The sequence below is a fragment of the Stenotrophomonas nitritireducens genome, assembly GCF_001431425.1.
Lineage (GTDB): Bacteria > Pseudomonadota > Gammaproteobacteria > Xanthomonadales > Xanthomonadaceae > Stenotrophomonas > Stenotrophomonas nitritireducens.
Genome location: NZ_LDJG01000061.1, coordinates 1 through 530 on the forward strand (window position 1 = coordinate 1; position 530 = coordinate 530).

Sequence of the window (530 nt, forward strand, 5' to 3'; positions counted from 1 at the left end):
TCCGGCATGACCGCCGGCACTGCGGAGCGAAAACCCGCCACTGCGGGTTGATCCGTGATGCGATGCACCTGGAAGCACATGTCGCCTGGATCCACCGGGCGCGGATCACGCGTGTCCGTTCTGCACGTTCTTGCCATGGTGCCGACCGTGTTGCCGGCATGGCTCCGCCCAGGACTTCCTGAAGGTCTATCGAGCGCCGTGGCACGCGGCCATCAAGCGGCAGGGCCGCCGCGCCTTTCCCGGGCCATGACGAAAAGAATCCTGCACTCGCCCGCCCACAAGTCGGGAACAGCCGTCAGAACATGCAATGGATTCTGCAATCGAAAAAGAAAAAGCCCTGAATGATCAGGGCTTCAAATGGAGGCCTGGGTCGGAATCGAACCGGCGTACGCGGATTTGCAATCCGCTGCATAACCACTCTGCTACCAGGCCACAATCTTTTCGATTGTACAGGAGGAAAAACTTCCTCCCGATATGAAAAAACCCCGCTTGCGGGGCCTTTTCCTTATCTGGAGCGGGAAACGAGACTC

Annotated in this window: 1 tRNA gene; it reads right to left on the reverse strand. The window is 59.1% G+C overall.

Features of this window, described 5'->3' with window-relative positions:
• Positions 1-358 precede the first annotated feature (358 nt).
• A tRNA-Cys gene (locus ABB22_RS17420) sits at positions 359-432 on the reverse strand.
• Positions 433-530: the final 98 nt, after the last annotated feature.